26 protein-coding genes, 1 tRNA gene and 1 pseudogene are annotated in these 26,910 nt (G+C 61.6%); 9 read left to right on the top strand and 19 right to left on the bottom strand.

Features of this window, described 5'->3' with window-relative positions:
- Positions 1–148: 148 nt before the first annotated feature.
- The 6 genes from minE to ACZ9IU_RS14150 form a co-directional block, all read right to left on the bottom strand.
- The gene (gene minE, locus ACZ9IU_RS14125) at positions 149–409 is read right to left on the bottom strand and encodes a cell division topological specificity factor MinE (RefSeq protein WP_038543946.1); all 261 of its coding nucleotides are present in this window, start codon (positions 407–409) and stop codon (positions 149–151) included.
- Complete coding sequence (gene minD, locus ACZ9IU_RS14130; protein WP_038543948.1) at positions 406–1,221, bottom strand: septum site-determining protein MinD; 816 nt, start codon at positions 1,219–1,221, stop codon at positions 406–408. Before minD ends, minE begins: the two co-directional genes overlap by 4 nt.
- A gap of 31 nt (positions 1,222–1,252) precedes the next feature.
- Positions 1,253–1,981 carry a septum site-determining protein MinC gene (gene minC, locus ACZ9IU_RS14135; protein ID WP_038543950.1) on the bottom strand — a complete coding sequence of 243 codons (729 nt, stop codon included), beginning with the start codon at positions 1,979–1,981 and terminating at the stop codon, positions 1,253–1,255.
- A gap of 788 nt (positions 1,982–2,769) precedes the next feature.
- Complete coding sequence (locus ACZ9IU_RS14140; protein WP_065814776.1) at positions 2,770–2,916, bottom strand: DUF1127 domain-containing protein; 147 nt, start codon at positions 2,914–2,916, stop codon at positions 2,770–2,772.
- Positions 2,917–3,073: 157 nt separating this feature from the next.
- Positions 3,074–3,463 carry a RidA family protein gene (locus ACZ9IU_RS14145; protein WP_038543952.1) on the bottom strand — a complete coding sequence of 130 codons (390 nt, stop codon included), beginning with the start codon at positions 3,461–3,463 and terminating at the stop codon, positions 3,074–3,076.
- A 109-nt stretch (positions 3,464–3,572) separates the two neighbouring features.
- Entirely contained in the window at positions 3,573–4,091 is a 519-nt protein-coding gene (locus tag ACZ9IU_RS14150) for a Dps family protein (protein WP_038543954.1), read from the bottom strand.
- 363 nt (positions 4,092–4,454) lie between these two features.
- On the opposite strand from ACZ9IU_RS14150, the gene ACZ9IU_RS14155 reads away from it, so the two are divergent.
- Both ACZ9IU_RS14155 and ACZ9IU_RS14160 read left to right on the top strand, forming a co-directional pair.
- Positions 4,455–4,691, top strand: coding sequence for a BrnA antitoxin family protein (locus ACZ9IU_RS14155; protein WP_038543956.1), 237 nt, complete (start codon positions 4,455–4,457; stop codon positions 4,689–4,691).
- A gap of 10 nt (positions 4,692–4,701) precedes the next feature.
- Positions 4,702–4,845 carry a hypothetical protein gene (locus ACZ9IU_RS14160; protein ID WP_157885146.1) on the top strand — a complete coding sequence of 48 codons (144 nt, stop codon included), beginning with the start codon at positions 4,702–4,704 and terminating at the stop codon, positions 4,843–4,845.
- Between the two features lie 28 nt (positions 4,846–4,873).
- Here the strand turns inward: ACZ9IU_RS14160 and ACZ9IU_RS14165 are convergent, their stop codons facing one another.
- The gene (locus ACZ9IU_RS14165) at positions 4,874–5,128 is read right to left on the bottom strand and encodes a DUF982 domain-containing protein (protein ID WP_038543958.1); all 255 of its coding nucleotides are present in this window, start codon (positions 5,126–5,128) and stop codon (positions 4,874–4,876) included.
- A 255-nt stretch (positions 5,129–5,383) separates the two neighbouring features.
- Here ACZ9IU_RS14165 and ACZ9IU_RS14170 point away from each other — a divergent pair, with 255 nt between their 5' ends.
- From ACZ9IU_RS14170 to rfbA, 6 genes are all read left to right on the top strand, one after another.
- The gene (locus ACZ9IU_RS14170) at positions 5,384–7,672 is read left to right on the top strand and encodes a PBP1A family penicillin-binding protein (RefSeq protein ID WP_437179023.1); all 2,289 of its coding nucleotides are present in this window, start codon (positions 5,384–5,386) and stop codon (positions 7,670–7,672) included.
- Between the two features lie 170 nt (positions 7,673–7,842).
- Positions 7,843–7,916: transfer RNA gene (locus tag ACZ9IU_RS14175), tRNA-Gln, on the top strand.
- A gap of 312 nt (positions 7,917–8,228) precedes the next feature.
- A complete protein-coding gene (gene rfbC, locus ACZ9IU_RS14180; protein ID WP_038543959.1) occupies positions 8,229–8,825 on the top strand; it encodes a dTDP-4-dehydrorhamnose 3,5-epimerase in 597 nt (198 codons plus the stop codon).
- A gap of 27 nt (positions 8,826–8,852) precedes the next feature.
- Complete coding sequence (rfbB, locus tag ACZ9IU_RS14185; RefSeq protein WP_038543961.1) at positions 8,853–9,911, top strand: dTDP-glucose 4,6-dehydratase; 1,059 nt, start codon at positions 8,853–8,855, stop codon at positions 9,909–9,911.
- Positions 9,908–10,837, top strand: a complete 930-nt coding sequence (gene rfbD, locus ACZ9IU_RS14190) for a dTDP-4-dehydrorhamnose reductase (protein WP_038543963.1) — start codon at positions 9,908–9,910, stop codon at positions 10,835–10,837. Before rfbB ends, rfbD begins: the two co-directional genes overlap by 4 nt.
- Positions 10,838–10,841: 4 nt before the next feature.
- Positions 10,842–11,750, top strand: coding sequence for a glucose-1-phosphate thymidylyltransferase RfbA (rfbA, locus tag ACZ9IU_RS14195; protein WP_051900130.1), 909 nt, complete (start codon positions 10,842–10,844; stop codon positions 11,748–11,750).
- 21 nt (positions 11,751–11,771) lie between these two features.
- Here rfbA and ACZ9IU_RS14200 read toward each other — a convergent pair whose 3' ends face one another.
- The 5 genes and pseudogenes from ACZ9IU_RS14200 to coxB all read right to left on the bottom strand — a co-directional run bounded on the left by ACZ9IU_RS14200 (position 11,772) and on the right by coxB (position 18,718).
- Positions 11,772–13,859 carry a response regulator gene (locus ACZ9IU_RS14200; protein WP_244447418.1) on the bottom strand — a complete coding sequence of 696 codons (2,088 nt, stop codon included), beginning with the start codon at positions 13,857–13,859 and terminating at the stop codon, positions 11,772–11,774.
- Positions 13,860–14,133: 274 nt separating this feature from the next.
- Positions 14,134–14,760 (bottom strand): cytochrome c oxidase assembly protein, encoded by a 627-nt coding sequence (locus ACZ9IU_RS14205; protein ID WP_038543967.1) that lies wholly within the window; start codon positions 14,758–14,760, stop codon positions 14,134–14,136.
- Positions 14,757–15,140, bottom strand: coding sequence for a hypothetical protein (locus ACZ9IU_RS14210; RefSeq protein ID WP_038543969.1), 384 nt, complete (start codon positions 15,138–15,140; stop codon positions 14,757–14,759). The genes ACZ9IU_RS14205 and ACZ9IU_RS14210 overlap by 4 nt, the downstream gene beginning before the upstream one ends.
- A pseudogene (gene ctaD / locus ACZ9IU_RS14215) lies at positions 15,137–17,654 on the bottom strand (cytochrome c oxidase subunit I). The gene ACZ9IU_RS14210 and the pseudogene ctaD overlap by 4 nt, the downstream one beginning before the upstream one ends.
- Entirely contained in the window at positions 17,651–18,718 is a 1,068-nt protein-coding gene (coxB, locus tag ACZ9IU_RS14220) for a cytochrome c oxidase subunit II (protein ID WP_080719178.1), read from the bottom strand. Before coxB ends, ctaD begins: the two are co-directional and overlap by 4 nt.
- 328 nt (positions 18,719–19,046) lie before the next feature.
- Between coxB and ACZ9IU_RS14225 the strand changes: the two genes are divergently transcribed.
- Positions 19,047–19,265: a hypothetical protein gene (locus ACZ9IU_RS14225; RefSeq protein WP_309493821.1), complete on the top strand. Its 219-nt coding sequence runs from the start codon at positions 19,047–19,049 to the stop codon at positions 19,263–19,265.
- A gap of 165 nt (positions 19,266–19,430) precedes the next feature.
- Here the strand turns inward: ACZ9IU_RS14225 and ACZ9IU_RS14230 are convergent, their stop codons facing one another.
- Genes ACZ9IU_RS14230 through ACZ9IU_RS14260 form a run of 7 tightly spaced genes read right to left on the bottom strand, consistent with a single transcriptional unit; the run spans position 19,431 to position 26,885 of the window.
- Complete coding sequence (locus tag ACZ9IU_RS14230) at positions 19,431–19,964, bottom strand: NADH-quinone oxidoreductase subunit B family protein (RefSeq protein ID WP_038543972.1); 534 nt, start codon at positions 19,962–19,964, stop codon at positions 19,431–19,433.
- A gap of 15 nt (positions 19,965–19,979) precedes the next feature.
- Positions 19,980–21,491, bottom strand: a complete 1,512-nt coding sequence (locus ACZ9IU_RS14235; protein WP_051899756.1) for a hydrogenase large subunit — start codon at positions 21,489–21,491, stop codon at positions 19,980–19,982.
- A gap of 13 nt (positions 21,492–21,504) precedes the next feature.
- Positions 21,505–22,965, bottom strand: coding sequence for a hydrogenase 4 subunit F (locus ACZ9IU_RS14240; RefSeq protein WP_038543975.1), 1,461 nt, complete (start codon positions 22,963–22,965; stop codon positions 21,505–21,507).
- Entirely contained in the window at positions 22,962–23,630 is a 669-nt protein-coding gene (locus ACZ9IU_RS14245) for a hydrogenase-4 component E (protein WP_038543976.1), read from the bottom strand. The genes ACZ9IU_RS14240 and ACZ9IU_RS14245 overlap by 4 nt, the downstream gene beginning before the upstream one ends.
- Positions 23,630–24,586, bottom strand: a complete 957-nt coding sequence (locus ACZ9IU_RS14250) for a respiratory chain complex I subunit 1 family protein (RefSeq protein ID WP_038543978.1) — start codon at positions 24,584–24,586, stop codon at positions 23,630–23,632. Before ACZ9IU_RS14250 ends, ACZ9IU_RS14245 begins: the two co-directional genes overlap by 1 nt.
- The gene (gene hyfB / locus ACZ9IU_RS14255; RefSeq protein ID WP_038549392.1) at positions 24,577–26,592 is read right to left on the bottom strand and encodes a hydrogenase 4 subunit B; all 2,016 of its coding nucleotides are present in this window, start codon (positions 26,590–26,592) and stop codon (positions 24,577–24,579) included. The genes ACZ9IU_RS14250 and hyfB overlap by 10 nt, the downstream gene beginning before the upstream one ends.
- Positions 26,589–26,885 carry a helix-turn-helix domain-containing protein gene (locus ACZ9IU_RS14260; protein ID WP_498957796.1) on the bottom strand — a complete coding sequence of 99 codons (297 nt, stop codon included), beginning with the start codon at positions 26,883–26,885 and terminating at the stop codon, positions 26,589–26,591. The genes hyfB and ACZ9IU_RS14260 overlap by 4 nt, the downstream gene beginning before the upstream one ends.
- Positions 26,886–26,910: the final 25 nt, after the last annotated feature.

Consider the following 26,910-nt stretch of genomic DNA (forward strand, 5'->3'; position numbering starts at 1 on the left):
TTTCAGCAATCCTGTCAAGCGGGCCGGATTGGCGGCCGTTTCCACTCAGCGCGTCGCCAGTCTTCCTTCGCGCGAGAAAGCGAAATACGAAACGCGGACAACCAGGTTGTCCGCGTTTCAAAATTCGAGTTTGCCGAATGCTGCCGGCTCAGGCAGCCTGGCTGACGGCATCCAGTGGGATCTCGACGTCGATCTCGAGGATCGTGACGTTCTCGTCGCGGTCCATCTTGACCTGCACCTTGTCGCTGTCGACCTGCACGTGCTTGGCGATCACCGCAAGGATTTCTTCGCGAAGCAAGGATACGAGGTCCGAGCCGTTCGATGAGCGTTCGTGGGCGAGAAGCACCTGCAGGCGTTCGCGGGCCGTGGGTGCGGAGCGCTGTTTGCGGAAAAGGTTGAATATGGTCATGCGGCCCTCCGTGCGAAGATCTTGCCGAATATCCCCCGCTTTTCCCCGGGGATCGTGATCGGCAGAACTTCTCCTGCAAGCCGGCGTGCGGCATCGAAATAGGCCATGGCCGGTGCGCTGCGTGCGTCCGCCAGGGTGACCGGCGCACCGATATTCGAGGCGCGCAGGACATCCATGCTTTCGGGGATGATGCCGATGAGCGGGATGGAGAGGATCTCCAGCACGTCCTCGACCTTCAGCATGTCCCCCCGTTCCGCACGGTTGGCGTCGTAACGCGTCAAAAGCAGGTGCTTTTCCATCCGCTCGCCGCGCTCGGCCTTCATCGTCTTCGAATCCAGCAGACCGATGATGCGGTCCGAGTCGCGGACGGACGAGACTTCCGGATTGGTGACCACCACAGCCATGTCGGCGTGGCGCATGGCGAGCGTGGCGCCGCTCTCGATACCGGCAGGGCTATCGCAGATGACCCAGTCGAAGACCCGCTTCAATTCGGTAATGACCCGCTCCACGCCCTCGGGCGTCAGGTTGTCCTTGTCGCGCGTCTGCGATGCCGGCAGCAGGAACAGCGTCTCCAGGCGCTTGTCGCGGATCAGTGCCTGCGAGAGCTTCGCCTCGCCCTGGATGACGTTGATCAGATCGTAAACGACCCGACGTTCGGCGCCCATCACGAGGTCGAGGTTGCGCAGCCCGACGTCAAAATCGACGACGACAACCCGTTCGTTTCGCTGGGCCAGAGCCGCTCCGAGTGCGGCAGTCGAGGTCGTCTTGCCAACCCCGCCCTTGCCTGAAGTGACTACGATGACTTTCCCCATCTTGCTCTCCTGTTTGCTGGCCGGTTGCGGCTCAAATAAGTTTCTCTGCCATGATCGAATCCCCTTCGAGCCAAAGCTGGACTGAATGTCCGCGAAGGCCTGGGGCCATGTCGTCCGCCATCTTGTAGATGCCGTCGATTGCCAAAAGCTCGGCTTCGAGCTTGCGGCAGAAAATGCGTGCCGATGCGTTTCCGAGCGATCCTGCCATGGCCCTGCCACGCAGGGTCCCGTAAATGTGGATCGAGCCACCAGCGATGATTTCAGCTCCCGAGGCGACCGATCCGATAATCGTCACGTCACCTTCGGGGAAGATCACCGACTGCCCCGACCGCACGGGATCGCGAATGACGATGGACTGCAAGGTCGGACGCATCTCCGGCACCGACGGTTTCGGCTCGCTGTTGTGCAGTTCGATGATCGGCTCCTTGGCGACGGCTTCGTCGGAGACCGGCCGACCACCCTTGAGTGCCGGAGGCATGCCTGGCCCAAGGATCGAAGGACGGCCGCCTTCGATGCCCATGATATTGACGCTGCGCCCGGCAAGCTCGGCGATGAGCTCTTTCAACTGAGCGCGATCGATCGGCAGATCGGTGACGTCGAGCACGACCGGCCGACCCAGAAAGAACCCGGCGGAACGCGCCGCGAGATCATCCAGCCTGACAAGCCAGTCGTCGAAGGGAAGGTCGGGAGCAAGCACGACCGCCAGAAAAGAACGGCCCTTGATACGGATAGCGCGAGCGTCTGTTAGCATTTTGGTCATCTGCGTAAAGAAATCGTGACCGTTTTTTAGCCCCGATATGGTTAACAATTGGTAAACAAGAGCCCCTTGGAAGGCCTGGTTTTAACCGATCGTTACGATCTTCCCTTGCACCAGGTCCACCTCGGCAACATAGGCTTCGCGACGAAGAGAAGACCGGGAGCGAGGAAGGGAAAAGCAGATCGACAGGGCGATGCGCCGGACGCGAATCATCTCCTCCGGCGCTTCGATGATGGCTGCGATTCTGGCTGTTATGGAGATTCGGTTGCCGTGAGAATCCGTAGAAGACCGTTTTCCGGCGAGTGCCCCTTCTCCGCGATGCGGCAACGGATCGCCTCGCCGCGTCTTCGACTTTCAGGCACGAATCGACATCGCCGGATGCCACCTGAGCGACCTCGGTTAAACGCGCGATTTTGAATTCTGAAAAACCCTCAGCCCCAAAACGAAAAAGCCTGCCGCGGGAGGAGGTGCGGCAGGCTTTCCGTAAAGAACCGAACAGCGGCTGGGAGGAGGAGTGCCGCCGTTCCTACAGACGTCCCTGGGAGGAGGAGTGGGCCGTCTGATAACACGAAGCTCTGCGGGAGGAGGTGCATCGCTTCGATAAGTATGACTATACAACGATCCTGCTCGATTGATAGTCATTATGTTGCAGTGCAGCTATACGAAAAATGCATACCGAAAAACGGGTAGTGAAAGTCTCAAAGAGGTCTGGCGCGCAGAACATCTTCTGACGCAGAAACGCCCGCGGCAATGGCGGGCGTCGTGCATGGTCCAGGCGGGCTATATCGCGATTAGCGACCGATGGCTGCGCGGGCGACGTTGCGGATGTCGGAGCGGTCGATGCCGAGGTCCTGCAGTTCTCGGCTGGTCATGCGGCCGAGTTCGGTGACGGTCTGACGATACTTGCGCCAGTTGTTGAAAGAGCGTGCTACGTTCATGATCGGGTCCCTTTCCTGAGACTGTCTGACGTCAGCAACCGTTCTTGGCTCCGGCGTCGTTCGATGACAGGGATATAATCCTTCCCACCTGCCTGTAAAAGCAACAAAGCCTCAGGGCACCCATGCAAAACCTGCATTGGTCTTGCGGGAACGCCTGCTATGCCGCCTTGGTCGATGCCGCAGCGCACACCATGATCATCTCCACCTTCAGATTGGGATTGGCAAGCCGCGCCTCGAAACAGGCCCGGGCGGGCGGAGCCATGCCCGAAACCCAGGCGTCCCAGACCTCGTTCATTTCGGCATAACCGTCCATGTCGGCCAATATGATCGCGCAGAAGATCAAGCCCTGCTTGGCACTGCCGATCTCGGCAAGCCGCGCTTCGGCTTTGGCGAGCAGTTGCCGGGTCTGTTCGGCGGTGCTCAAATCACCGTCATAGGGGGATTGAGGCGTCACGGCGAAATAGCCGGTGCCCTGATGCACGACAGCCGAGCTTCCGCGGCTGCCGATACCGAAGCGGTCGATGATGGAGGAGAAGTCTTGAATCATGAAATGCCTGTACTGGTTCTGAACGGTGGATGAGATGTCATCGCGACGATCGGCGGCAGCGATGCCGTTGCCGCTGGGGGTTCTTTATAGATTTCAATTGGTGACCGATTTATTCGGCGCCGCGTGTCGTCTCGAACAGGAACCAGGCGCGGCGTTCCGTCTCGTCGATCCAGACTTCCAGCAGGCTCGTTGTGGCTACGTCGTTATGTTCGGCGCAGACTTCGTGGGCCTGGCGCAGGAACGACACGAGTTGCTGGTTGTCGTCCTTCAGTTCTGCGAGCATGTCCCGCGGGGTGACGAAATCGGCGTCGTTGTCGAGAAGGCGCTGCAGCCGGCCGATATGGCCGATCGAGCGGATCGTCGTGCCGCCGATCTTGCGGGCACGTTCGGCGATCGCGTCGGTCATGGCAAAAATCTGCTCGCCTTGTTCGTCGAGCATCACGTGGTAATCGCGAAAATGCGGGCCGCTCATATGCCAGTGAAAATTCTTGGTCTTGAGATAGAGCGCGAACGTGTCCGCAAGCAGCGCCGCAAGCGCACCGGCAATATCGGCGGTGGCGTTGGAGGGCAGATCGGAGGGAGTGTTCAACGATGCCTTGCGGCGGTTTTCAACGGCGGTACGATCCATGGTCGTTCTCCTTGGGTGAGCCAGATGGGCTCCGGGACTTCGAAGGACTGACCGGAGGCCAGTCGAACGGGACTGATCCGAGGACGATCGGCGGAGACAGCGTGCGTCAACAGAAGTGCTCGGGAGAGCGTTCTCAGGATCGAGGACGGTTATACGACCAAGAGCAGAAATCCCATAGTGGGTTTCCGAGGTTTGCGGATGCCGGTACGGCCCACATGCCGGTTGGCAATGCCTCTTCCCGCTGACCGCCCTGCTCCGTGATTGCTATTTTGCAAAGCTTGCTGATAGTTCGGGAAAAGAGCCGCGTCTGCAGGCCAGAACTGCGACGGCGAATACCCTCCCCTTTTGACTACGGAGATCATCATGACACGTCCCCCGCGCCGGCCCGTCAATCCGCTCGAAGCTGCCGAGGCACTGTTCTCGCCGACCAAGAAGGCCGCCCCGGCTCCCGCCGTCGAGCGGCGGGCGCCACCCAATGTCAAGGAACTCGTGTCGCTGAAGCTCGACAGCGACGTGCTCGCCTATTTTCAGGAAGATGGCCCCGGCTGGCAGGATCGCATCAACGATACGCTCCGTGCGGCCATGAACGACAGGGATTGAACGACATGGCATGGTCACCACGCTATGGCAGGTGATCTTCGGCCTCGCTTCCGGCCGTACAAGCAGCGCCCAACCGACGCTGCTCGACAGCCACCGTCTTGCGGCCCGGGATTTTTCGGCGCTTCGCTATATCCATCCGCGAACAGGTCCATGAAGATTGGCTGTGTCGCAAAAGATCAGGCTTATTGGAGCATTCCCGCTTCGAGTGCGGCGGACAGAAACGTCTCACGTGCAGATGCGGCGTCTACCTGTCTGCGCAGCGCAGCCGAGCAGAACTCGGTTGCTGTTCTGTAGCGCTCGTTGCGCGCGCCAGGCCATTTGTTGGTAAGGTAGATCAAGGCCTCTGCGGGAGTTCGAATAATTTCCGGAGACCTTCGCCCGACCGTTACGATCACCGGCTCGGGCCAGTTCGGATCGCTCATCACCCGTTTTTTCATGCATTACCTCCGCTTGCAGATCAAACTTGCAGATCCGATAGTGACACGGCTTCCGCCGTCTATCTATTTGACCGCGCTTACTTCATTGGGAGTAGAGCATCACGGCTTCTGATCACCGATAGGCGCGGCAGCACCTTCCTTTTGTGCTGTCACGCACTATTTCATTTACGAGACCCAACCGCACCACAGTGAATGACCAGCCCTGAGGACAGCTCGAAGAAACCGGATGAACGTGCCCTCAGCGAGCCCGCGCGGATGACTGACACAGAGGCGGCACCAAAAAGCGTGCCGGAAACGGGCGAGCTTCACGAAGAAGGCTTGCATCCGGGCGAACCGGCAGATGAGCAGAAAGCCAGCGGCAATTCTGCCCCCGTCTTTGGGCAAAGCGGGCGTGCCGTCCGCGAATTGCTGACCGCGCTCCGCCAGGATCTCGGTACGTCGTGGCGATCTGGCTCTCTCTGGATAAGCAACGCCGCCGCCACGCTTCGGAAGAAATACGCAAGGCTGAAAAAGCGGGAACCCGACCCGACATCTAGGCCGGCAGCGGAACGCCTTTCAGGCCTCCGCAGCAAAGCCCTCTCCGCAATGGTCGCCTTGCGGCATTGGCGGCCAATTTCAAGGCAGAACCGGCCATCAACACGGTTGTCCTGGATAACCATAGCTGCACTCGCATCATTCGCCTGCGTCCTCGTCATGGCAGGCGTTCTAGCATGGGCCTTGAAGGACGTGCCGTGGCGGGAGATCGCCGCAGGCACGCTGAAGCCTGTTATCGTGCTTGAAACGGCGGATGGCGGGCCGCTTGTGCGGCAAGGCCCGTATCAGGGGCCATATACGACCTACAATCAGTTTCCGCAGTCCCTCGTCGACGCTGTCCTGTCGATCGAGGACAGGCGGTTCATGACCCATTACGGTGTCGATCCGCAGGGAATCGGCCGCGCATTCATCAGGAATTTTCAGGCAGGCTCGGTGGTCCAGGGCGGCAGCACGATCACCCAGCAATTGATCAAGCTGCAATATCTGCAAAGCGACCGGACGCTGAAGCGGAAGATCCAGGAAGTGGTCATTGCGTTCTGGCTGGAATGGAAACTGGGCAAGCAGGAAATCCTGACCCGCTATCTGAATGCCGCCTATCTCGGTTCGGGTGCGACCGGAATGCCGGCCGCCGCACGGATTTACTTCAACAAAGACATCCGAGACCTCAACGTCTCGGAATCAGCGCTACTCGCGGGCCTCTTGAAGGCGCCGAGCCAGTTGAACCCGATCGACAATATCGAGGGCGCCCGTCAACGGACAGCGACGGTGCTCGCCGCCATGGTTGACAACGCCAAGCTGACGCCAGACGAAGCAGCCGCCGCCAGGGCGGAATTTGGCAAGCTCCGCCCGACGACGCCGACACCCCGCTCGGGAAGCTGGTTCGCCGACTGGATTTCGCCACAGGCAAGCGAGATCGCAGGCGCCACCCCAGGCTCGACCACGGTACGCACGACCCTGGTTCCGCGTCTTCAGCGCATTGCCGAAAAGGTGGTAACGCAGGCTCTCGACGAAGAAGGAAAGTCGCTTGGCGCAAGCCAGGCGGCGCTTGTGGCGATGACGCCGGAGGGCGCCGTCGTCGCCATGGTCGGCGGGCACGACTACAAGACGAGCCAGTTCAACCGCGCCGTCACGGCGATGCGGCAGCCCGGCTCCACGTTCAAACTTTTCGTCTATTACGCCGCCCTGAAGAGAGGACTGACCCTTTTCGACCGCGTCCTCGACGCACCGATCGAAATCGACGGGTGGTCGCCTGAAAATTCCGGCGGTGCTTACCGCGGCTGGGTCACATTGGCGGAAGCTTTCGCCCGTTCACTGAACGCTGCAACGGTCGCCCTCGCCCAGGATGTCGGGCTAGACAACGTCGTCGCCGCCGCAAAGGAACTCGGCATCGACACGCCCCTGGCGCCGACCCCATCTCTGGCGCTCGGAACATCGGAGGTGAACCTGCTCGACCTCACCAGCGCCTATGCGTCGGTTCGCCTCGGCAAGGCGCCGGTCGAGCCATGGGGTATTGTTGATTTTCGAGCATCGGGGCAATCCCAGACTTTCAGGGTGGGCGAAAAGACGACGCCCTCCATCGATCTGTCGCCCTACGAGTCCGACCTGCTTGGCCTGCTGCAGCTCGTTATCGAACGCGGTACCGGCCGTGACGCAGACCCCGGCACATTCGCGGCCGGCAAGACGGGCACCAGCCAGAACAATCGCGATGCCTGGTTCGTCGGGTTCACCGAGCCCCTGGTCGTCGGCGTCTGGGTCGGGAATGATGACGACACGCCGATGAAAGGCGTGACGGGCGGCTCGCTTCCAGCCCGGATCTGGCGGGACTTCATCCGCGCGGCAATGGCCGAGCCCGCTCCCGATTTCGATCTGAACAAGGGTCTGGCAACCGGCGAGCCGGGCGCGGCGCCCTCCTGCAATATCACTGCCTGCTCCCGCAGCTACCGCTCTTTCCGGGCTTCCGACTGCACCTATCAACCTTTTCAGGGTGAGCGCAGGCTTTGCGAAAGGTGAACGCTGGCACTCGAAGCACGGAGTGGCCGCGCACCAGTTCCGAGCAAATTTCCCAAGCCGAATGAAAGTATGAGATTTAACAAAAAACGACCGCTCTGTGATTGCTCGCCGAATGAAGCTTTGCTAGAGCAAGCCGCATTGCCTGGGCGGTATCATCACCGCCGTCATGGTGGGGCGTCGCCAAGCGGTAAGGCAACGGTTTTTGGTACCGTCATCCCTGGTTCGAATCCAGGCGCCCCAGCCAGCTATTCCCGGGTCCGTTCTGGACACATGGGTTACGTTTTATTCCTGAGACATAGGACATAGGTAACACTTTCGTCCCGAACGGGTGATCTCGGTCGAGCACCCAGACGACGATTTACCGCGGCGTCGATCTGCCCGTATTCGTTCCCCCAACACTTTTGCCGTCGGAACGACGGAAGATAGCGGGCGTAGGCTTCACTACCGCTATTGGACGATCCATGGCCGATCTGATGAGCCGCGTCTGAATTGCGCTGCGAATATCCATGTGGCCTTATCACTAGACATTCCGCAGTTTCAGGATCATGGGGGCCCTGTGCGCTTCGATAAAACGATCATTGAGGGCGTTTTATTACTGGTTCCGAAGAAATTCGGAGATTCCCGGGGTTATTTCCTGGAGACATTTCGGAAAAGCCTTTTTGAATCCGAAGTCGGTCCTTTCACGTTCGTTCAGGACAACCGGTCTTATTCGGCAGAAGCAGGAACTGTCCGCGGTCTTCACTTTCAAACCAATCCTCGTGCACAAGGCAAGCTGGTCTCGTGTTCGAGCGGCGCATTCCTGGATGTGGCGGTTGATATCCGTACCGGATCGCCGACCTATGGCAAGTTCGTCTCGGTGGAACTATCGGCCGAAAATGCCCTTCAGCTTTGGCTGCCGCCGGGTTTCGCACATGGGTTCTGCACCCTGACGGCAGATACGGTCATCACCTACAAAGTGACTGACTATTACAGCGCGGAACACGAGCGTGGCCTGCTCTGGAACGATCCCGAGCTTGGGATCGAATGGCCTGTCGCGGCAGACAAGGCGATTCTCTCGGAAAAGGATCGGGGGCAGCCGACGCTCGCCGAGCTTCAGTCCAACTTCAGTTATGCCGTCAACGATCAATTCGGCAGACTCAGCCGCAGCGGTTGACGAGAGCTTTTGGGGGTAATCCAAGGCATGCGCGTGCTTGTGACCGGTGGGGCGGGGTTCATTGGATCGGCGGTCATCCGCTACCTCGTGCTCGAAAAGGGGTACGAGGTCCTGAACATCGATAAATTGACCTATGCCGGCACGCTGACATCGCTGAGGTCGGTTGAAGGCAAGCCGTCTTATCGGTTCTTCAAGATAGACATATGCGATGCTGCGGCGGTGAGTTCCGCGATTTCGACATTCGGGCCAGACCGCGTGATGCATCTGGCCGCCGAAAGCCATGTCGACCGTTCCATCCTCGGCGCACGTCAATTCGTCGAAACCAATATTCTCGGCTCCTTCACCATGCTCGAATGTGCCCGGGAGTACTGGGCATCGCTTGAGCATCGGAAAAAGGAGGTTTTCCGCTTCCTGCACGTTTCGACGGATGAGGTCTACGGCTCGCTGGGGCGAGATGGGCTGTTCTCGGAAACCACACCCTACGATCCGAGTTCACCCTATTCTGCATCGAAGGCCGCATCGGACCATCTCGCCAAGGCATGGGCACGCACCTACGAGATGCCGGTCATCGTCTCCAACTGCTCGAACAATTACGGCCCCTTCCACTTTCCGGAAAAGCTGATCCCGCTGACGATCCTCAATGCGCTCGAAGGCAAATCTCTGCCAGTCTATGGGAGCGGCGCGAATATTCGCGACTGGCTTTACGTCGAGGATCATGCCCGGGCGCTGGATCTCATCGCCGAGCGCGGCAGGGTCGGCGAAACCTACAACGTCGGAGGCCGCAATGAGCGCAGCAATATCGACGTAGTAAAGCACATCTGCGCGATCCTCGACGATTTGCGGCCGGGCGGAGGCCGCCATGAAAATCTGGTCCGGTTCGTGACCGACAGGCCGGGGCATGATGCACGTTACGCGATCGACGCGAGCAAACTGGAAACGGAACTGGGCTGGAAGGCGCAGGAGAGTTTCGAGACCGGGATCGAAAAGACGGTGCGCTGGTATCTCGACAATGAATGGTGGTGGGCGCCGCTTCGCCAGGGATATGACGGCAGTCGCCTCGGGCTTCTCAAGGCCGGGGCTGGATGATGGGCAATCCCAAGCGATACGTGGTCACCGGGCTCAAGGGACAGGTCGTTCAGTCTCTCCTCGAAAACACGAAGAAGCGAACCGATGTCGAGATCATTGCGCTCGGCCGCCCTGAACTCGATCTGGCGATGCCGGAGACGATCGCTGCAGCCGTCGAAGCCGCGCGTCCCGACCTGATCGTCTCCGCAGCCGCCTTCACCGGGGTGGATCAGGCCGAAATCGACAGGGAAGTGGCCTTCACCGTCAACGCAACAGGTCCTGCGGAACTGGCGCGCGTAGCGGCAGCACTCCAAGTGCCGATCGTCCACCTGTCCACAGACTATGTCTTCGACGGCAGCAAGTCCTCCCCCTATGTCGAATCCGATCCGGTCGCACCGCTTGGCGTCTATGGCCGCGACAAATTGGTAGGCGAGCGGAACGTGGCGGCCGCAACCGAAAACCATGCCATCCTCCGCACCGCCTGGGTCTACAGCCCGTTCAGCCGGAATTTCTTGCGCACCATGCTGAGGGTCGCCGAGGCAAGGGAAGAGGTGCAGGTCGTCGAGGATCAGATCGGAAACCCGACTTCGGCGATCGATATTGCCGATGCCATCATCGCCGTCGGGCAAAATCTGCTGGCTTCAAACGACCGTGCACTGCGCGGCATCTTTCATATGGCCGGAACGGGCGCGGCGAGCTGGGCAGACTTCGCAGACGAGATTTTCAAAATTTCGGCGGCAAATGGCGGGCCTTCCGCAAGGGTCGTCCGCATCCCCACCAGCGCCTACCCGACACCCGCCCGGCGACCCGCCAATTCGCAACTGGACTGTTCAAGACTCTACAGGCGCCACGGCATCGTCATGCCCGATTGGCGGGGTTCGACGGGATATGTCGTCAGGCGCCTGCTGGAGCCGGCCGATCTTGAAAACAGAAAGTTCGGGAGATGAAATGATGAAGGGGATTATTCTCGCCGGAGGCAGCGGTACGCGGCTACACCCGATGACCCAGGTGCTGTCCAAACAGTTGATGCCGATCTATGACAAGCCGATGATCTATTATCCCCTGTCGACGCTGATGCTGGCGGGGATCCGCGACATCCTGATCATATCGACGCCCAAGGATCTCCCGAATTTCCAGCTGCTGCTCGGCGACGGTTCCAAATGGGGTCTCTCGTTGTCCTATGCGGAACAGCCCTCTCCTGACGGCCTTGCGCAGGCCTATATCATCGGGGCGGACTTCATTGGCTCCAGCTCGTCCTGCCTCGTCCTCGGCGACAACATCTTTTTCGGCCATGGCATTACCGACCTCTTCAAAAGCGCCATGGCGCGGGAAAGCGGCGCCACGGTTTTTGCCTACCATGTCAACGATCCGCAGCGTTACGGCGTGGTCGAGTTCGACAAGCAGATGAAAGCGGCTTCGATTGAAGAAAAGCCGGAACGCCCTCGTTCGAACTGGGCCGTTACCGGCCTCTATTTCTATGACAAGGACGTCGTCGACATTGCTGCCAACCTGAGACCTTCCGCCCGAGGCGAGCTGGAGATCACCGACGTCAATCGGGCCTATCTCGATCGCGGCACGCTCCATGTCGAGATGATGGGACGCGGGTATGCCTGGCTCGACACAGGAACACCGGACAGCCTGTTGGAAGCGTCGGAATTCGTGTCGACGCTGGAACGCCGGCAGGGCGTCAAGATTTCCTGCCCCGAGGAGATTGCCTACCGCCTGAACTTTATCGACGCCGTTCAGCTCGAATGCCTCGCCAGGCAATATGGGAAGAGCGCCTATGGACGCTATCTGACGGGGCTTCTGGAGGTTCCCGAACCGCTGCAGGTCCACAAACCGCTTAGCCTGGTCGGGTAATTTGAAGCGCTCTCGAGCCGATCAGCTTTTCGCCGGGATCTCCAGGCGCACGACGTTTGTTGATTTCTCTGTCGAAATCTGGGCCGCCTCCAGTGAAGCAGTCAGGTCTTCGATCTTGAACGGCTTGGCCACAACCGGGCACCCGACCTCCGTGCCGGCCTCAAGCTTGTCGCTGTAGCCGGTCATCAGAACAACTGGCAGGCGCGAGTTCTTCCGACGTATTTCTTCGGCAAGCTCGATGCCGGACATGCCCGGCATCATGATGTCGCTGATCACGGCCTCGATCTCCGGGTGACGTTCGAGAACCTCGATTGCCTCGCTGCCGCTTGTCGCCACGAAAATCGTGGAAACCAGTCCTTCCAAAGCCAGGCGCACCGATTCCAGCGAAGACGGCGTGTCGTCCACTATCAACAGCTGGCCAGGAAGATCTACCCCTGGCTTTGCGGGTTCGCGTGGAATGCGCTGTTCGTTTGAGCGAGGAAGCAGCAACGTGAAGGCACTGCCGTGGCCAACCACGCTCGACACCTTGACGGCACCGCCGCTCCCCTTCGCAAAGCTATGAACCTGGGTCAGGCCGAGACCTGGGCCGCCGTTCTTCTTCGTGGAGAAAAACGGCTCGAACACCCGCCCCAGATGCTCGGATGCGACGCCTGTTCCGGTGTCTGCGATCGTCAAGGCAACAAATTGCCCTTGGAGGGTCGGATCTTCCACAGCGCCATCGAGGACGTTCCTTGCCGAAATCGTTACCTGACCACCGCTGCCCATCGCCTCGCGCGCATTGGTCAGGAAATTGATCAGCGCGATCTCGAGGCCCGCGGGATCCACGTGAACGGGCCAGATGTCATCCGGAACGTTGATGTCCATGACAATCGTGTCGTCGACGGCTTGTCGCAGCAGCGGTCTCAATTCGGCAAGCTTGATGTCCAGCTCCACATGTCCGGCACCTTGGTTGGAGCGCCTGGAGAAAGACAGCAGTCGTTGGGTGATCGTCTTTCCCCTCGTCACTCCGTCACTCATGTGCGAAAGGAGCTGCGTCACCCGCTGCTCATCGTTCCGCCTCCTCCTGATGCCCTCGACGCCCGACTGAAACACCATGAGCAGGTTGTTGAAATCATGCGCTGCCTGGCCCGTCAGCTTTCCAAGCGCATCCATTCGCTGCCAGTTTGCCATGCTTTCGCGTTCGCGGTTCCTGGCCCTAATCTCCCTGTGAAAGAGAAATGCAGCCGAACCTGAGAGCAGCAGCGTAAAGCAGCTGGCTGCGGCGAGCAGCAATGTCGCCTTGCGTGCCAGCCTGTCGTATTCGGCAACCGGCAGACCTACCCTCACCCGCCATGGGGTTTCCCCCAGCGCAACTTCGGCGACCCGCAACTCCTGCCCGTTTTTGAGCGTTGCCAGACCAAAATCCGTTCCGGAAAAGCTTGCGAACTCGCTTGCCGCGTTGCCGGCGAGAGCAGGAGCGCCGGTGGAAGCGACAAGGCGATCCTGACCGTCGACGATCCAGGCCGCCCAGTTTTCCGGCAGCCCATTGGCGTAGAGGAGGTTTGTCACGATCGTCGGACGGATGACGACCGACAGAATGGCTCGCAGCTTGTCATTCCTCTGGATCGGAACCCTTACGGCAAAGGCCGCCTGCCCCCGGGGCCCGATCGAAACATTGCCGATCACAGCGCCGCCCGTGCGAACCACGGCCTGGTGGCTCTCGATGTCGACGACCTGTTTTTCAACCGAACCCTCCAGCGGCGGCAGCGACAGCACCACCTCGCCCTTTTCGTCCGATATCCGGATCTGCTCCCATTCAGGCACTCGCTCCCGCAGGCGTCGAGCGGTCTCGGCGAAGGCGGAACGGGGAATCGGCGGATCGAGACGGGGCGAATCTGCAACGACGGTCAGAAGCTGAATCTGGCTTTTAAGCTCGCGCTGAAGCGTGGCGGCCATGGCCGTCGCTTTGCTGCGAATGTCGGCGTCGAGCGCGTTCTGCTGCTCCTGAATGAAGAACCTGCCCATCACTGCGGCGAGAATGATGAGCGGGATGAGCGACGCAGTAACGAGAAGCAGCGCTGGCCGGGTTTGATTCAACTGATACTCCGATATCCGTTGTTCACGTTCCATCAAATAAGCCAGAGCCTGAAACTTGCAACGCCAATTTGGGCAGGAAGGTCAGCGCCGCGCCGGATGGCTGGAGAGATTGCATCGATCAGCGTCATGCAAATGACGATGTCAACGGTCGACCGTTCTTTCCTCCGCCTTTTCCACGCCACAACGACACGTTCTCCGTAAGATCGGATTCTCCAATGACCGGAGGCGAGCTGTCCCGCAACCGCAGGCTTGTGGACCTGCTCTTCCAACCAACCGGAGCGGAGCATATCCACTTCTCCGCCGCGACTCAGCGATCCGGCACCGGCGCGTTCAGCGTACGGGCCAATAGCGCCACGCCGCCGGCCAAATAGACCGCAGCCCCGACCAGCAGCATGACAACGCCGCCGACCTGCTGATCCGCGGCCGCGCCGAGCGTAACGCCGAGGCAGGTCACATCTCCTTCTCCGTAAAGCGGACGCGGCGAAAGTGCCAGCAGCGCGCCAAGCAGGGTCATATGCATGGATGTGAAAAACAGCCCGAACGTGCCGGCAAGGCGCCGCTCCTCCCTTCCGGCCAGGCCGCTGCCGAGGCAAGCGAGCCAAAGCGCCAGCCCTGCCCCGAAAAAGATTGCCTGCTCGAGTGCCGCGAAAGCAATCGAGCTTTCGGAAAACGCTCGAAGTGCCGGGATATGCCAAATCCAGACCGCGAAAAGGTCGATGACAGAGGCAAGCAGCGGAGTGAACCACGCTCGGCCGGCGGTAAAGTCCCGCTCCGTCCCCGATATTCCGACAGCAACCAGCGGCGCGGCTCCCGCCACCACTCCCATATGCGCAATCATGTGGACGGAAAAGGAATTGCGGTCGGCAAAGGGCAGAAACATGCCCCATAACAACAGCAGCAGGACGAAGCCGGTTGTGAGCGCCGCCTTTGTCATGGCTGACACTCGGCGATGAAGATCAGCGGGATGGACGCGAAAACCACGGCGACGAAGCTGAGGCCAGACAGCAGCAGTGTCGCAAAGCCTTGGAACAGGGTACGGGCATCGCGGGTCGGCTCGTCATGCGGCGGATCGGCCGCTCCGAAACCCCATTGCCGCCAGGCGAGATACCCCGACAGCACGATCATCGCCAGCGCCAGCGCAGTCACGATGACAAGCGCGATCCGCACGCCGTCGAAAGTGAACGAGGATGGCAGCCGCTTGGCGCAGAACACCGCAACCGTGACGTAACAGGCGATGAAATGCAGCGCCCAGACGGTCGGCGCCGTAAATAGGGTCCAAAGCGTTTCGACTTCGCGCGGAATGATGCTTTTCATGACGCCACCAGCGGGAAAAGGCCGATGACCGCGAAAGTGACGACGGCGGTGAAGGCCATGAAATGCCAGTAGAGTGCGACGTTGCGGATATCCTGGTCATATTCCGCGGTCATCCTGCCGGCGACGCTGCGGGCGAGGCAATAGGCCTGCATGATCGCGCCGACCACGCCGTGCGTCACCGTCCAGATTGCGACGATCCAGACGATGGCCGGATAGACATTCGCGGTCGGATCCATGCCATGTAGATAGGGACCGGCAAGGCCCGCAAGCGAGGCGGCGACCGAAACGGCGAAGGCTGCGGTGAGCGCCAACCGCGCATCCGGCCGGCCCTTGTCGTTGAGTTGGCGCGCCAGCAGCGTCAGAGCCCAGGCGATGACGTAGAGCACCAGCGCCGCCATCGGCCACAGGACGCCTGGCCCATTGGCGATCGTGGTGAAGTTGTCATGGATGGTCCAGTAGAAGAAATAACCGAAAATCAGGCTCGCGAACGCCGTGCCGTCGCCGACCATGGTGATGAACATCGCCCACCAGCCGACGGAAGCCGGCCCGGAGACATAGATCGGCAATTTAAGGCCAAGCCCGACATCGATTTCCGGCGCTTCGGGGATTGGCGCAGTCCCCTTCCACAGTCAGTGAATGATGGCGATGAAGGTGATGATCGCGAAGACGATCGTGGTGATCCACAATTTGAAGGTCAGCGCGATGAACACGCCGCCGAGCGCGATCGCCGCGATGATCGTCACGTAGGAGACGCCGCCGACCCGCAGGCACTGGATCGGCTTCGCATCCAGGACAGAGGTCACCAGCGTCTCGCGCTTGCCGGACTTCGCATCCGGCAGATAGAAGCGCCCGGCCTCGATATCCGCCTGCAGGTTTGGCTGATCCCAGAGCGGATAACGGCTGTTGATGATCGGCACCGACCGCATGCCCCAGCTTTCCGATGGATCGTTGGTCCATTCGAGCGTCCCGGAATTCCAAGGGTTGAGATCGCGCCCTGCCGGTTGTTGCTTCGGGCGAAAAATGTCGATGACGAAGGTCGCAACACCGGCGGCGAAGACGAAGGCACCGATGGTCGAGATGAGGTTGAACCAGTCCCAGCCGATATCTTCCGGATAGGTGAAGACTCGCCGCGGCATGCCGCGCAGGCCGGAGAAGTGCATGGGGAAGAAGGCGACGTTGAACCCGGCAAACATCAGCCAGAAAGCGGCCCTGCCCCAGGCATCGCTGAGCTTCTTACCCGTCACGAACGGAAAATAATAATAGATGCCGGCGACGACCGGAAACAGCATGCCGCCGATCAGCACGTAGTGCAGGTGCGCGACGACGAAATACGTGTCATGCGCCTGCCAGTCGAACGGCACGAGCGCCACCATGACACCCGTCAGTCCGCCGATCACGAAGATCATCAGCCCGCCTGCCCCGAACAGCATCGGCACCGAAAAGATCACCCGGCCGGCGAGCATGGTGGCGATGAACACGAAGATCTGCACGCCGGTCGGGATCGCCACCGCCTCCGATGCCGCCGAGAAAAAGGCAAGCGAGATCTGCGGCAGGCCAGTCGCGAACATATGGTGCACCCAGAGCCCGAAACTTAGGAAACCCGTGCCGACGGCAGCCAGCACGATCCACGAATAACCAACGATCGGCCGCTGCGAGAAGGTCGGCACGATCATCGCCATCAAAGCGATTGCGGGCAGGAAGATGATGTAGACTTCCGGGTGGCCGAAGATCCAGAACAGGTGCTGCCAAAGCAGCGGATCGCCGCCTCGCCTCGCGTCGAAGAACGGCCAGTCGAACATCCGCTCCATCTCGAACAGAATGTCGCCCGCGATCAACGGCGGAAAGGCAAAAAGGATCATGCCCGCGACGATCAGCAGATACCAGGCGAACATCGGCATGATGTTGATACGCATGCCGGGCGCCCGGCATTTCATGATGCCGACGATGATCTCGACGGCTGCGGCAATCGACGCCACTTCGATGAAGGACGGGCCGAGCAGCCAGATATCCGCGCCGATGCCGGCATATTCGTCGTCGGTCGCAAGCGGCGGATACATGAACCAGCCGGCGTTCGGGGCGGCGTTGAAGAAGATCGAGCCACAGACGAAGACGCCGCCGATGAGAAAACTCCAGAAGCCGAAGGCGGACAGCCTCGGGAACGGCAATTCGCGGGCGCCGAGCATCGACGGGCAGCAGGAAGATCGCGACGGCTTCGAAGATCGGCACCGCGAACAGGAACATCATCACCGTCCCATGCAGCGTGAAGGCCTGGTTGAAGAGTTCGGCGGAGATGAGGTCGTTCTGCGGCACCGCCAGTTGCAGGCGCATCAGGAGCCCGAGCAGGCCTGCAAACAGCATGAAGGCAAAGGCGGTGACGCCATACCACAACCCGATCTCGCTGTTGTTGACAGACGTCCAGTAGCGGATACCCTTCGGCGTCTCCCATACTTTGCGGAGCCGTTCCTCTTGCGCCGCCCTCTCCTCCGGCGAAAAATTGCCGAGCTCCATGGTCATCTGAGCCCCTTCAGGTAGGCGGCGATCCGATCGATCTCGGCCTCCGGCAGCATGCTGAAATGAGGCATGCGGGCCTCCGGCTTCACGGCATCGGGATCGCGCAGAAATCGTGCAATTTGATCCTTCTCGTTGGCCAGGGTTCCGGCTCCGACCGAGCCACGCTCGCCGAAGGCAGTAAGGTCGGGGCCTATCGCTCCCCGTGCCTCCGTGCCGGAAATGCCATGGCAGGCACCACAGCCATGTCTGAGGAACAGCTCCAACCCCTGTGCGTCACGGGTGGCGGAGGATGCCTGCCTCGCCTTGTACCAGTCCTCGTACGCCTCCGGTTCCATCGCATGGACGGTGAAAGCCATCAGCGCGTGACTGGCGCCGCAGAACTCTGCGCAGACGCCCCGATAGGTACCGGGCTTTTCCGCCTCCAGTGTCAGGCGGTTCTCACGGCCGGGTATCATGTCCATCTTGCCGCCGAGCACGGGTATCCAGAAGGAATGGATAACGTCGGGCGATTTCAGCAGAAAGACGACGCGCTCTCCGGTCGGTACGCGCACTTCATTGGCCGTTTCGAAAACGACCGCGCCACCGTCATCGAGATAACGCACCCGCCACCAGAACTGCTCGCCCGTCACCTCGACGCGCCGCAGGCCGCGATCTTCTGCCAGGAACCAGGGCCGGACATTGGGCATCAGGCAGACGGCATAGGAAAGGAGGGCCGCAAGGATGATCGACGGCAAAACAGCCCCGCCCCAGAGGATGAGCTGCCCCGCGCCTTTTTCCGAATAGGTTCGACGCTTGCGCGCGGCATGGAACAGCAGCCCGACGACACCCGCCCAGATCACCGCGCCGCCGATCAGCATGACGAAAAAGAGGGTTGCGACCGCGCTTGCCTCGCTGCCTGCCGGATCGAGTGCCGACTGGACGCCGGAACATGACGCCAAAAGCGGAAACAGAAGAAGGATGACCGTGCCCCGGATTGCCGGCCGATGGCTGCCCGAAATGCCGTCCCGGCCGATGTCTCGTCCTGATCGAATTGGCCGGCCAACGCCGGTCAAGCGGTCATCATCCATTCGACAAGCACCCATCGTGCCATTCGGCCGTCAGCCGGACATGGAGCCGCAACGCACGACCTGAGGCTTTGTTCCAGGAAAGAAGACCGGACCAAGATGTTTAAAAACAGGTCGGCCTCCGAAGGGAAATCAGCACGAGCGAAGTAGTGACCGGTCGCCGCGCATCCGATCCCGTGAGCACTCGAAAATAGTGCCCGGATTGATCTCGATCACTGATGACGCTGCTGATGCGCGTAATTTCACCTTTTAACCCAAAAGGGAGGTTACCATGCCGCTGAAATTGAAGTCAGGATTCTTGACATCCTCCGGACAGGAGGGTCGCCTGTTGATGGATACAGGGATCGGCGACCAGGTCGTCGTGGTTACCCACAATGCGCTTGAGGCCATCGCCGATCCCCCACGCGCCGACGAATTCAGGCTGCAGGAACATATCGAAGTCTTCAGCCGGATTGCGAGCGACAAGTTCGACGGAAAACAATTCGATCCGACCGGCCATATTCGCGTGACGTCCGAGGACGTCCGCACGTGGCGCAATATCGGCCGATAGATGTCGGATACTCCAGGCCAATATAGCACCTGAAGACGTGGAGGCTGCTCAGGCCACAGCAGGTTCCGGACGCCGGCGAACCTGCAAGACAGCGCCGCGACCGGCCCCTTCCGGATACCTGTCATTCGCCCTGTGGTCTGAAGACGTCGAGCCATTGGAGTAGCCTCACGAAGCGCGGGCTCCCTTGTCCGCCTGATCGAGCAATGCAAGCAGGCCCTTCAGGATCTCCGTCGGGGGCGGCGGGCAGCCTGGAATATGAAGGTCCACCGGCACGACCTTCGAAACCCCGCCGATGACCGCATAGCTATCTGCGAAGCAGCCGCCGTCGCGGGCGCAACTGCCGAGCGCCACGACCCATTTGGGACCGGGCGTAGCGTTGTAGGTCCGTTCCAGCGCCTCGGCCATGTTCCGCGTCACCGGACCGGTGACCATCAGCACGTCGGCATGCCGCGGCGAGGCGACGAAGCGGATGCCGAAACGCTCGATGTCGTAGAAGACGTTGCTCAGCGCGTGCATTTCCAATTCGCAGCCGTTGCAGGAGCCTGCGTCGACGGCGCGGATCGACAGGCTGCGGCCAAGCCGGCGACGGGCCGACCTGTCGACGGCCGTGGCAAGCTCCTCTATCGCCGCATCGGATTGTCGCGGGGCCGCTTCTGTGAGCGGCGGCCGGATCAGACTTTCGAAAAGGAGCCTGCGCATGGCTATCTGCCTCCGTTAGAGATCGTGGCCGGAATAGGAGCAGTTGAAGGATTTGTTGCAGAGCGGGAAATCGGCAACGATGTTCCCTTCGATGGCGGCTTCCAGCAACGGCCACTGGAACCACGAAGGATCGCGCAGATGGCAGCGATCCACCCGGTTGCCGGCAAGCCTGAGCCAGACAAGGATGTCGCCGCGAAAACCTTCCACGACGGCCATGCCTTCGCGCACCTCCCCGTTGTCGGCTACGTCATGCCGTGTGGGGCCGGGCGGCAACTGGTCGAGAATCTGTTCGATGAGCGAGAGGCTCTGCTCGACCTCACGGATGCGGATCCAGATGCGCGCGTTGACGTCTCCTTGGTCGAGTACCGGCACATCGAAGCGGAGAACATCGTAGGGCGGATAGGGCAAAGCGCGCCGGACATCGAAGGCGCGCCCGGACGCACGCCCGACATAGCCCCCGGCGCCGTAAAGACGGGCGAGATCCGGCACGAGGATGCCTGTGCCCACCATCCGGTCCTGCAAAGACGCGGTATTGTCATAGAGATCCACCAATGCCGGAAACTTTCTGCGGATCTCGGCAAGCAGCGTGCGCAGGCCCGCCGCACCGGCCTCGTCGAGATCGGCGGCGACGCCGCCGGGCACGATGCAGTCGCGCATCAGGCGATGGCCGAAAGCGGCATCGGCAACCCTCAGCACACGCTCACGCAGCGCGCCGCAATGGGCAAGCATCAGCGGGAAGGCGGCGTCGTTGCAGATGGCGCCGATATCGCCGAGATGATTGGCGAGCCGTTCCAACTCCGCCATCAGCGCCCGGAGCCAGACTGCGCGCGGCGGGATGTCGAGCCCGAGCGCTGCCTCGGCCGCCCGCGAGAAGGCATAGGCATAGGCGACAGTGCTGTCGCCGGAGGTCCGGCCGGCAAGCTGGAGTGCCCTGCCGAGATCGGCCCCCGCCATCAGGCCTTCGATGCCCTTATGGACATAACCGAGGCGCTCTTCGAGGCGGACGACCGTCTCGCCATTGGCCGTGAAGCGGAAATGTCCCGGCTCGATGATGCCCGCATGCACCGGACCGACCGGGATCCGGTGCAGGCTTTCGCCTTCCGCCGGCAGGAATTCGTAAGGTGCAGCTTCCGCAAGCCCGATGGCCTTCTCACCCAGCGGGAAGCGCAGGTTCCAGCGGCCATGGTCGAGCCACGGCCGGCTGTCGGGCAGGCCCTCCGGTTCGAGACCGGTCAGGTCCCGGAGCGCTCGCTCCAGCCGAAGAGCGGGAGGATGACGGCGAGCCACCGAAGGATAGTAGCCTTCAAGCCCTTCCAGGCTGATGACGCCGACGGTGCCGTCGGCCTCGTCGAACACCGCCATGTGCACGGCATCCGCTTCTCCCCAGAGCCCGAGCAATGTCCTTTGCCTGTCTGCAAGGGTCTCGGTTACCGCAATCCAGCCCGCAGCATTGGCGACCGCGCGCGGCCATGGACGATGGTGCCCGACCAGACGGCTCTCCGGGGCGGTGGCGATCAAGGCCGGCATGACAAACAGTCCTTCATCGGAGCAGGTTGGCGATATGCTGGAACCAGGCGACCAGCGGCGGCGGCAGATAGATGCCGGCGATCAGGACCAGCACGAGATGCGAATACATCGGCAGATAAGAGGCATCGGCTGGTTTCCGGCTGCCGCGCGGCTGGCCAAAGGCGACGCCCGTCAGCCGCAGCAACAAGGCCCCGAACGCCACCAGCAGCCCGAACACCAACGGCACGGCCAGCAGGGGATGTCGCGCGAAGGTGGAGCTGACAAGCAGAAACTCGCTCATGAAGACGCCCATGGGTGGCAGGCCGGCAATGGCTGCAACGCTGATCACCAGACCCCAGCCGAGGACCGGATGGGTTTCGGTGAGGCCGCGGATCGCCGAAAGCCGCTGGGTTCCCTTGATCTGGGAGATGTGGCCGACGGCGAAGAAGATCGCCGACTTGGTCAGCGAATGCATGACCATATGCAGCAGCCCGGCGAAATTGGCGAGCGGGCCGCCGAGGCCGAAGGCGAAAACGATGATGCCCATATGCTCGATCGAGGAATAGGCGAACATACGCTTTATATCGCGGCGCCGGTAAAGCATGAACGCCGCGAAGATCAGCGACGCCAGCCCCATCGTCATCATCAGCGGCCCGGGGCTGATCGCTTCCGGACTGGCGGCGAGCAGGATCTTGAAGCGCAGTACGGCATAAAGCGCGACATTCAGGAGCAGTCCCGAGAGCACGGCGGAAATTGGCGTCGGCCCCTCGGCATGCGCATCCGGCAGCCAGGCGTGCAGCGGCGCGAGGCCGACCTTGGTGCCGTAACCGAGCAGCAGGAAGATGAAGGCGACGTTGAGCAGCGCCGGGTCGAAGTCAGCGACCCGCTCGACGAGAAGGGTCCAGACCATGGCGTCGTACCCTTCTCCGACCACCGGCTGTGCCGCCAGATAGACAAGAATGGTGCCGAACAGCGCGAAGGCGATACCGACGCTGCCCAGAATGAAGTATTTCCAAGCCGCTTCCAGCGCCTCATGGGTGCGATAGATTCCGACCATCAGCACGGTGGTCAGCGTCGCCAGTTCCACCGCCACCCACATCAGGCCGATATTGTTTGAGACGAACGCCAGGTTCATGCCGAACATCATGATCTGATACATGGCGTGGTAGAAACGCAGGTTCGCCGGCGTCAGCCGGCCGGTCTCCAGTTCGTGGGCGATATAGCTGGCGCTGAACAGGCTGGTCGTGAAGCCGACGAAGGTGTTGAGAACGATAAACACGATGTTGAGGTCGTCGACCAGCAGGTACCGGCCCGGCTCCGGCCGCTCGGTCACGAACAGGCAAAGGGCGGCGACGAGCGTCAGCAGACTGGCCGCCACGTTGACGCGCGCCGTCACCTTGTAGCCAGGCATGAGAGCGAGCAGCGTCGCAGCGACGACCGGGATCGCCAAAATAGCCGCGACCGCATCGAAGGCGAAGAGGGAGGATGCGTTCATTTCCGACGCCTTCCCCTGACGTCGTCGAGCGCCCTGACGTCGACGGTGTCGAACCGCTCGCGGATGCGGAACAGGAAGACGCCGATGACGATGAAGGCGATCAGGATCGAGAAGGCGACACTGATCTCGACCACCAGCGGCATGCCCTTGGCGCCGGTCGCGGCGAGCACCAGTCCGTTTTCGAGCGACATGAAGCCGACGACCTGGCTGACGGCATTGCGCCGCGTCACCATGATCAGCAGCCCGAGCAGCAGGACGGAGAGCGCGAAGGCGAGGTCCTCGCGGGTCAGCGGGTCGGCTTCGGGCGTCACCCGCAGCATCACCACGATCGACAGCGCCACGAGGCCGATGCCGGCCAGCATGGTGAGGCCTATGCCGACCACTGTCTCGATCTCCCGGTGGATGCCGAGCTTGCGGATCATATGATGGAGCGCGACCGGGATGACGACGACCTTAAAGACGAGCGCGATCGCCGCCGTGACATAGAGATGCGGGGCGCCCTGGATGAAGGCCTGCCAGGCGACCGAAAGGGTGAGCAGCAGCGAATGCAGGGCGAACACGTTGAGCAGCGCATAGAGCCGGTCCTGGTAGAGCATCATCATGCTGACCAGGACGAGGCCGCCAGCGAGCATGTGGGCGATGTCGAAATAGACCGGTCCCTGCATCACAGGCTCCTCGATACGAATCTGAGCAGCGTGGCAAGCAGGCCGAGCATCAGCGCTGCGCCGAGGAACTGCGGCACCCGGAAGACTCGCATCTTGGCCGTCGCAGTCTCAAACAGCGCAAGCATCGCGCCGCCGGCCGCAAGCTTGACGACGTAGGATGCAAAGCCGACGAGGTAGGCCGGATACCCCGCCTCCGGGCCCTTGATGTTCCAGGGCACGAAGATGCAGACGATCATGGAGAGATAGAGCAGCAGCTTGAGCATGGCCGCGAGCTCGATCATCGCCAGATGCCGGCCGGAATATTCGAGCACCATGGCCTCGTGCACCATGGTGAGTTCGAGGTGGGTCGCCGGATTGTCAATCGGGATGCGCGCGTTCTCGGCGATCGCGACCATGATGATGGCGATCAGCGCCACGGCCAGCGAAACGCGCAATCCCACTTGCGGGGACGTCATGAAGGCGGCGATCGTCGAAAGCTGGGTGGAACCGGCAATGAGTGCCACCGCGAAGATGATCAGCAACATCGCCGGTTCGGCGAGCGTGGCGATCAGCATTTCGCGGCTCGATCCTATCCCGCCGAAACTGGTGCCGACATCCATGCCCGCGAGCGCCAGGAAAAAACGGGCGCTGCCGAGCAGGCCAATGATGGCTATCAGATCGACCGTCCAGCTGAAGATGAGGCCTGTCGCGAAGGTGGGAATGACCGCGGCGGCAACCCAGGTCGCCGCGAAGATAAGGTAGGGCGCCATCCTGAACAGCCAGGATGCGTTTTCCGCCACCACAGCCTCCTTGCGCAGAAGTCTCGACAGGTCGCGATAGGGCTGAATGACCGATGCTCCCCGCCGGCGCAGGAGCCGCGCCTTCGCCTTGCGGACGAAGCCGGTCAGCAGCGGCGCAAGCGCCACGACGAACGCCATCTGGACGATCTGGACGAGAAGGTCGTGGATCAGGACCATAACGCCAGCACCAGAAGCAGGAGGACGAGCGCGAGGAAGACGAGGCTCAGATAGCGCCGGATGGTGAGGAATTGCAGATAGTTGAGCTTCTCGGCCACGTAACCCACGGCGCCGGCGATCGGCAGATAGAGACCTTCCCAGACGAGATCATGGGTCTCCAATGCAAAGCGTGCCGGGCTCAGCGTACCGGGCGGCGGCATGTCGACCCGCTCGCGGGCGCGGAAGACCAGCGTCCCGAAAACCCGCCGGACCGGCTGGGCGAAGCTGCCGGCCGAATATTGCATCGTGGCATCGATCTGCGCAAAGCCGCAGTCCCAGGCCGGCGCCCGGCGAAGGGCGCGCGAAGCGAAACGGTGGACGAGACCGGCGGCGAGCCAGGCCGAGAACCCGATGAACAGGAAGACGAGCAGGCCGTTATAGGAACTGCGGCTTTCCGTGACCGGCACGATCGACAGCCACGGCATGTCCGTTTGGACCGGCATCCGGCCGCCGACGAGAAGCTGCGTCACCGGCGCGAGGGCGTCGATGACGATCCCGGGCAGGATGCCGGCCAGCAGGCACAGAGCCGCCAGAATGGACATGGCCGCCAGCGAGAAGCGGTCCGCTTCCGAGGCATTCGCGGCCGGGTCGGTTCTCGGCCGACCGAGGAAGGCGATGCCGAACGCCCTGACGAAACAGGCCGCCGCCAGCGCCGCCGACAGGGCCAGCAATCCGCCGACGGCCGGCACGAGAATGGTCAGCGCCCATTGGGGCAGGTCGGGGCTTTGCAGGATCGCCTGGAAGGCCAGCCATTCCGACGCAAAGCCGTTGAACGGCGGCAGCGCCGAAATCGCCATGCAGCCGACCAGGAAAGTAAAGGCGGTCACCGGCATGCGATGGATCAGGCCGCCGAGCTTTTCCATGTCGCGTTCGCCCGTCCGGGTCAGGACGGCACCGGCGCCGAAGAAGAGGAGGCTCTTGAAGAAGGAATGGTTGAGGACGTGGAAAAGCGCGGCGGTCACGGCAAGCGCCGCCGCCAGTTCCATGCCGGCGTCCTTGAACGCGAGCGCCAGTCCGAGGCCGACAAAGACCACGCCGATATTCTCGATCGTGCTGTAGGCGAGCATGCGCTTGAGATCCCGCTCCATCAAGGCATGCAGGATGCCGAGCACGGCGGTGCCGCTGCCGATCAGCAGGACGAGGAGGCCCGACCACCAGGCCGGCGCGCCGACGAGATCGAAGAGGACGCGGATGAAGCAGTAGACGGCAACCTTGGTCATGACGCCGCTCATCAAGGCCGAGACATGGCTGGGTGCGGCCGGATGTGCCAGCGGCAACCAGACATGCAGCGGCACAAGACCGGCCTTCGAACCGGCGCCGACCAGCAGCAGGACAAGGACGAGGCCGGTCGCGAGTGGAGTGTGGTCCATGCCCCGCATGGCGGCGAAGCCATAGGCGCCGTCAGGCCCGGCCATGAGGCCGAAGGCGAGCAGCAGGGCGAGTGTACCGAAGCTCGCCATGACGATGTAGAGATAGCCCGCCCGGCGGTTCTCGGCGTCGCGGTGATGCGCCATCACCAGCGCCCACGAGGCCAGCGACATGAATTCCCAGGACAGCAGGAAAGTGAATGCGTCGTCCGCCAGGATCACAAGGTTCATGCCGGCAAGGAACGCGGGGAAGAAAGGCAGGACCCTGTGGGGCGCATGTTCGTGACGTCCGTAGCCGAGGCCATAGAGACTGGCGAAGGCACCGCCCAGATCGACGACGAGAAGAAAGAAGGCGGCCAGCGGGTCGAGCCTGAAATGCGCCCCGAGCCAGGGCAGGCTGAAGGGAAGCATGAGGATCGGAACCTCGGCGGGCGGCGAGACGAGCTGCACCAACCCGGTTGCAAAGGCGACAGCCGCAATGGAAAGGCTCAGTCCGTAGATGACAGCCGTTGCCTGCTTCGATCGAGCCATGAAAACCGCGAGCGCCGCTGTCGCCAGAAACGCGGCAACGCATAGCAGCATGACAAGTACCGACGTCATGGGCGCCTCCTCGCTCCATGCGTGCGTCCGGATGGTTCCGGCTTCTCGTTTCCGGAAGGTCCCGCTCCGGCCTTCAGTCGGACCCCCCGCCCCCCATTTTCGCTGGCCGCCCCCTCGCCGATCAGCTCGATCCCGGCCCTGTCGAGCGCCGCCAGCAGGCGCATCAGGGAATCGACGTTTCCCCGCACCACGTCGGCGCTCGCTTCCATGCGCTGGATCGTCGGCACCGAAATCCCCGCGAGCTCCGCCAGCTTCCGCTGGTCGATGCCGAGAAGAGCCCTCGCGGCGCGCATCTGAGCAGCAGTAATCACGATTCAA

Source organism: Mesorhizobium sp. USDA 4132 (assembly GCF_056279545.1).

What these genes read in the sequence shown, in the direction of transcription:
- ACZ9IU_RS14260 (WP_498957796.1), bottom strand. Translation starts at nt 26,885, where the DNA reads ATGCGCGCCGCGAGGGCTCTTCTCGGCATCGACCAGCGGAAGCTGGCG.
- ACZ9IU_RS14150 (WP_038543954.1), bottom strand. Translation starts at nt 4,091, where the DNA reads ATGGATCGTACCGCCGTTGAAAACCGCCGCAAGGCATCGTTGAACACT.
- rfbB (WP_038543961.1), top strand. Translation starts at nt 8,853, where the DNA reads ATGCGCGTGCTTGTGACCGGTGGGGCGGGGTTCATTGGATCGGCGGTC.
- ACZ9IU_RS14140 (WP_065814776.1), bottom strand. Translation starts at nt 2,916, where the DNA reads ATGAACGTAGCACGCTCTTTCAACAACTGGCGCAAGTATCGTCAGACC.
- minC (WP_038543950.1), bottom strand. Translation starts at nt 1,981, where the DNA reads ATGACCAAAATGCTAACAGACGCTCGCGCTATCCGTATCAAGGGCCGT.
- ACZ9IU_RS14200 (WP_244447418.1), bottom strand. Translation starts at nt 13,859, where the DNA reads ATGGAACGTGAACAACGGATATCGGAGTATCAGTTGAATCAAACCCGG.
- ACZ9IU_RS14160 (WP_157885146.1), top strand. Translation starts at nt 4,702, where the DNA reads ATGGTCACCACGCTATGGCAGGTGATCTTCGGCCTCGCTTCCGGCCGT.
- ACZ9IU_RS14210 (WP_038543969.1), bottom strand. Translation starts at nt 15,140, where the DNA reads ATGAAAAGCATCATTCCGCGCGAAGTCGAAACGCTTTGGACCCTATTT.
- ACZ9IU_RS14225 (WP_309493821.1), top strand. Translation starts at nt 19,047, where the DNA reads ATGGATACAGGGATCGGCGACCAGGTCGTCGTGGTTACCCACAATGCG.
- ACZ9IU_RS14230 (WP_038543972.1), bottom strand. Translation starts at nt 19,964, where the DNA reads ATGCGCAGGCTCCTTTTCGAAAGTCTGATCCGGCCGCCGCTCACAGAA.
- ACZ9IU_RS14240 (WP_038543975.1), bottom strand. Translation starts at nt 22,965, where the DNA reads ATGAACGCATCCTCCCTCTTCGCCTTCGATGCGGTCGCGGCTATTTTG.
- hyfB (WP_038549392.1), bottom strand. Translation starts at nt 26,592, where the DNA reads ATGACGTCGGTACTTGTCATGCTGCTATGCGTTGCCGCGTTTCTGGCG.
- ACZ9IU_RS14205 (WP_038543967.1), bottom strand. Translation starts at nt 14,760, where the DNA reads ATGACAAAGGCGGCGCTCACAACCGGCTTCGTCCTGCTGCTGTTGTTA.
- rfbA (WP_051900130.1), top strand. Translation starts at nt 10,842, where the DNA reads ATGAAGGGGATTATTCTCGCCGGAGGCAGCGGTACGCGGCTACACCCG.
- ACZ9IU_RS14245 (WP_038543976.1), bottom strand. Translation starts at nt 23,630, where the DNA reads ATGCAGGGACCGGTCTATTTCGACATCGCCCACATGCTCGCTGGCGGC.
- coxB (WP_080719178.1), bottom strand. Translation starts at nt 18,718, where the DNA reads ATGGATGATGACCGCTTGACCGGCGTTGGCCGGCCAATTCGATCAGGA.
- ACZ9IU_RS14235 (WP_051899756.1), bottom strand. Translation starts at nt 21,491, where the DNA reads ATGCCGGCCTTGATCGCCACCGCCCCGGAGAGCCGTCTGGTCGGGCAC.
- minD (WP_038543948.1), bottom strand. Translation starts at nt 1,221, where the DNA reads ATGGGGAAAGTCATCGTAGTCACTTCAGGCAAGGGCGGGGTTGGCAAG.
- ACZ9IU_RS14170 (WP_437179023.1), top strand. Translation starts at nt 5,384, where the DNA reads ATGACTGACACAGAGGCGGCACCAAAAAGCGTGCCGGAAACGGGCGAG.
- rfbD (WP_038543963.1), top strand. Translation starts at nt 9,908, where the DNA reads ATGATGGGCAATCCCAAGCGATACGTGGTCACCGGGCTCAAGGGACAG.
- ACZ9IU_RS14155 (WP_038543956.1), top strand. Translation starts at nt 4,455, where the DNA reads ATGACACGTCCCCCGCGCCGGCCCGTCAATCCGCTCGAAGCTGCCGAG.
- ACZ9IU_RS14165 (WP_038543958.1), bottom strand. Translation starts at nt 5,128, where the DNA reads ATGAAAAAACGGGTGATGAGCGATCCGAACTGGCCCGAGCCGGTGATC.
- minE (WP_038543946.1), bottom strand. Translation starts at nt 409, where the DNA reads ATGACCATATTCAACCTTTTCCGCAAACAGCGCTCCGCACCCACGGCC.
- ACZ9IU_RS14145 (WP_038543952.1), bottom strand. Translation starts at nt 3,463, where the DNA reads ATGATTCAAGACTTCTCCTCCATCATCGACCGCTTCGGTATCGGCAGC.
- ACZ9IU_RS14250 (WP_038543978.1), bottom strand. Translation starts at nt 24,586, where the DNA reads ATGGTCCTGATCCACGACCTTCTCGTCCAGATCGTCCAGATGGCGTTC.